This window comes from Silvanigrella sp., from assembly GCF_044369315.1.
Classification (GTDB): Bacteria; Bdellovibrionota_B; Oligoflexia; order Silvanigrellales; family Silvanigrellaceae; genus Silvanigrella.
Genome location: NZ_JBIPMD010000253.1, coordinates 1 through 4,548 on the forward strand (window position 1 = coordinate 1; position 4,548 = coordinate 4,548).

Below are 4,548 nucleotides of genomic sequence, written 5' to 3' on the forward strand. Positions count from 1 at the left end.
AAGCCATTTGCCTATTTGGGAGCAATTTAGCTCCCTCGCTGGATAATTGCGCCTAAAGGGGACATTCTTGAAAAGTAACAACCCAATCTTTCGTAGCTCCTAATTATTTGCAACAGAACCCCCAAGACTCCTAAAAGTGGAAATTGATCTGAAAAAAAGGGGGGAAAACAAAAAGACGCAATTTATTCTTTCCAAGCATCGTAACAAAATTTTAAAGGCAAGGGAGGATAAGGGAACTTATCCGGTGAAAATAGGTTTAAGAGGTCACAATCAAAGAAAATTTTAGTCTATAGATAGTTGTAGTATTTTTTAAACCGCTTTTTTTCGTTTCAGCCGCTCGGTACCCCATATCTTACAACTCATAACCTTAACCAAATGCCATTGTAGCGCTTACAACCCCATATTGGTAGGAAATTTGTAACTTGAAATTATGCTAGACATTCTCTACAATAACACTACATAGGCATTGGTTATTATATATATGATTTTTAATAAGGAGCATTATGAATAAGTATTTATTTACATTGTTTGCTTTAGGATATAGTTCAAGCTTATTAGCTCATGAACTGGATAGATGTTATGGCGGAAATAGTTGTTGGATTTCAAACAATAAGACAAACCAAGTTGTTCATATTTCTTGTGAAGATAGCGACCATTGGGTATTCCACCATTCGAAATTTATTAAAATATTAAATTCTAACGAAACAGCTTCACATCAATATTGTACGATGTGGGGGGATGGGCTGGGCTATCCAGCGCCAGGTGTTGTTTCTAAATGTACTATAAATTATGAATCTGGAAAATTAATTCAATTTCAATTTTCATCAATTGATTGGGGAAATATGGTTGAATTTAATATTGAAAATGAGCTTGTCAATCTTAAATTATCACCAGTTTGGTTTGATAATAAACCACCTGTTTCATACATATTTAAATAAAATTAATAAATTAATAAATTAATAAATTAATAAATTAATAAATTAATAAATTAATAAATTAATAAATTAATAAATTAAAAATTTGAAGATTTTAAATTTATTTTTTTTGACCATTTAGGTGCGCGACCCGGATTTACTTAAAAAACGCACTATCTGGGTTTGTATTTTGTTCACTTAAACCTCATTTATGATTTTTCAATGAAATATTGGTCATTGTATATTAGGATTTACACCAAAAATTTTTTTGCAAGACAATGATATTTCCAAAATACAATCGGACTAACGATTAAATAATATCAAGATTAGCAGGATAATATTGCTTATCCTGACTACTGAAAGCAAAGAGGGTCGGATAAGTAACGTATCAGGAAAAATATTGTTACTTTTTTCTTTCTTTGTTAGTTTGATTATTTAAATAGCACTAAGCCATTTTTTCATCACTATAGGTTGACACAAAAAATCTTACAGTTACTATAAATTATGGTTTTAAATAAAGTCTGACTTTATTTAAAACGTAACTAATCTTAAGATGAGAGATTTATGAGCGAAAAAAATACATCAATTTTAACTATCTGTCTTCAAAAGGGTGGTGCTGGTAAAACAACATGTGCTGTTAATTTAGCAGCATCATACGTTCATCTTGGATTGAAAATATTATTTGTTGATCTTGATTATCAATCTAACGGAACAAAACTTTTAGGTATAGATACATCAACATTGAAATATGAACAAACTATTTGTTATGCAATGGAACATTCCTTAAAATTTTCGGAAATTGTTATACCTAGTAAATTTGAAAATATTGATATTTTAGCTTCTTCTGAAAGACTTTTTGATTTTAATAAAAATGTTTCCGGGAGTGCTCGCCAGAGTTTCTTATTGCATCCTGTTTTTGATGATGAAGCGTTAGAAAATTATGATTTAATAATTATTGATACAAATCCAAGTCCTGATTCATTATTTCAATCGGCTATTGCGATTTCCCATTATTATCTTGTTCCGACTCCTGCAGAAAATGACGTAATTGACGGCTTAGCAACAGTATTTAAAAATGCTGAAACAATAAAAAAATATTTGAATCCTAAGTTAACTTTTTTAGGTTGTTCTATTCAAAAATTTGATAAAGACAGTCCAGCTCAAGTTCAAAATGAAAGGATATTAAGAAAAATTTCGAAAGAGACTAAAATGCCTCTATTTGAAAATATTATTCCTTTTTCAAAAGCTGTATTTTCAGCATCAAATGCACATACACCTTTAATTAACTATTTGAAAAACTCTCCAATATCAAAATCATATTTAGCTTTGGCTGGTGAAATTAAACCACTTTTAAAAGGTGGGCGTATTGGAAGACAGCAGGCGCAATTTCAAGTATCTCAAAAGAGATTTGAACAATTGAAAGATGAAGAGGCATTAATTGAATGCTAATTTTATAACGCGTTATAAGTTTCACATAGGCTGAATTTTTATAACGCGTTATAAGTTTTACAAAGGCTGAATTTTTATAACGCGTTATAAGTTTTATAGAGGCCAAATTTTTATAACGCGTTATAAGTTTTATAGAGGCCAAATTTTTATATAACGCGTTATAACTTTTCTGAGGTTGATATGCCAGAACCTATAAAAAATTACCAACAATCAAACAAAGAAATCTTAGCAGAAAAAAAGCTTAAATCTTTTACCGAAACTATTTATACGGAACCGACATTTACCATCCAACAACCAGAACAATTAAGACTTGAAAAAATAAGATCTGCAATTAATAAAGTATTTTATTTAAATCCTTCAGAGATTCTATTAAGTGAAAATGTCAGATTTTCAATTGATACAAAAGATCTAGAATATCAAGCTTTAAAAAACTCAATTGCAACTGAAGGAATATTGCAACCTGTAGTGGTTGAATTAAGAGACGAAGAAAATAAGTATGAATTAATTGCTATTAATGGACATAGAAGAATATTAGCAGCGAAAGAGCTTGGGATTGATAAAATTTTATGTGTAATTAAAAAATATTCTGAAAAGCATTCAAGATTGCTTCATGGACTTACTGAAAATCTTCTTCGTACTGACTTAGATCCGCTTGATGTATCTGAAGGGTATGCGAAACTAATAGAATTAGGTTGGCGTGCAGAAAATATTTCAGAGTATTTTGGCAAAGATTTGAATTACGTCTATTGCATTATTAAACTAGCATCTTATTCAGACCAAGCAAAAAGTATTATTAGAGAAAACAAAGAAAAATTTCCAATGCGTATTTTAATTAATGAATTTGCTCGAAAAAAATGGACTTCTGATCAAGAACTTATTGAAGCATTACTAAATAAAGTTGAAAAGAAATCTCAAGCAGATGTAAAATCTTTGAAAGTTGAAATGAATAAAAAGCAATTGAATATTTTTTATGATTTAAACCCAGATATTACAGATGATGTTAAAATGTACGTTGAAAAAGCATTAAGGCATTTTAAATTTATAAATTGAAAGTAAGATATATGAGTTTACCTAATATAAATTTAATTTTACCAGAAATAACTGAACTTCCAGAACAATTTATTTCAAATATATATAAGATTGCTGTTGAACAGAATAAATTAAATGATCTCATTTGGCTAAAAAAAATGGTATCAAATGCTAAAAATAAATATGAACAACAGCAAAAAATAAAAATAGAAAAACAAAATAATTTACAAAAACCAAATTTAGAAAACCAGGTAAAATTAAAAAATGAAATAAAATTAATTGAAGAGAAAAAGAAACTAGTTGAAAGAAATGATCAGTTTCTTCTTGCGCTAAAAGAGTTACCAGTATTAGAAAATTATACAAGAATATTTCCAAAAGTTTCATTTTCTGCATTAGTTTTTATACAAAAAAAATATGGATTTTGGACATTAAGAATGCTGTCTGTATTGCAAGATAAAAGGAAAATATATACAAATTTTGCAATTAAATTTACATCACTATTACAATCAGATATTTATTTGCAAGAATGTATTAAATTAGGATTACATAAAAATTCAGATCTTTTATATAAAACTGTTGTAGAGCATCCAAGATATAATGATAAAAAAATAGAAATTCAAAAATTTATAAAATGGAAAGAAAAAGAATTTGTTGAAAGAAAAAAAGAGGAATATTTACAAAATAATCAAGAAGAAATAAGTATACTTACTTGTATAAAGTAACGGTAATTGATAAAGTAATATACTGAAAAACGAAAAGTTCCTTGCCAAAAACCATAAAGGTTTTCAAACAAAGAACTCTGCATATGAGAACCAAGAATCCAACAATCTCATTGTAGACGATTTGTTGCGCAAGGGCAAGTGCAATCAAATTCATCGGAGTCTTCAATGTTGAAAGAATCTAAAATTTGCCTCTTATCATATTCTATTATTTTGACATCCTATTTTAAATTTCGAAGTAAAAAAATAAATAAAGGAAAAATAGCGCAAATGAGGTAAAGAAATATGACTTTATCTCATTACTACCTTTTTAACCAAATAGACACCCATAACCGAAAATTAGTTGTGAGGTGGTTCCATGTCAATTTCTAGCTCCATTAAAAAGTGTCCCTATAAAGGGGGAACACATGAATATAAGCGGTACTATGAAATTGATG

General features: G+C 28.5%; 4 protein-coding genes. All 4 read left to right on the forward strand.

The features are described 5' to 3' along the window. Positions 1-503 precede the first annotated feature (503 nt). The 4 genes from ACIQ56_RS14815 (at position 504) to ACIQ56_RS14830 (ending at position 4,114) form a co-directional block, all read left to right on the forward strand. Complete coding sequence (locus ACIQ56_RS14815; RefSeq protein WP_397601817.1) at positions 504-938, forward strand: hypothetical protein; 435 nt, start codon at positions 504-506, stop codon at positions 936-938. A gap of 540 nt (positions 939-1,478) precedes the next feature. Continuing rightward, complete coding sequence (locus ACIQ56_RS14820) at positions 1,479-2,363, forward strand: ParA family protein (RefSeq protein WP_397601818.1); 885 nt, start codon at positions 1,479-1,481, stop codon at positions 2,361-2,363. Between the two features lie 180 nt (positions 2,364-2,543). Next, positions 2,544-3,413, forward strand: coding sequence for a ParB/RepB/Spo0J family partition protein (locus ACIQ56_RS14825; protein WP_397601819.1), 870 nt, complete (start codon positions 2,544-2,546; stop codon positions 3,411-3,413). An 11-nt stretch (positions 3,414-3,424) separates the two neighbouring features. Continuing rightward, positions 3,425-4,114: a hypothetical protein gene (locus ACIQ56_RS14830; protein ID WP_397601820.1), complete on the forward strand. Its 690-nt coding sequence runs from the start codon at positions 3,425-3,427 to the stop codon at positions 4,112-4,114. The last annotated feature ends 434 nt before the right edge of the window (positions 4,115-4,548 follow it).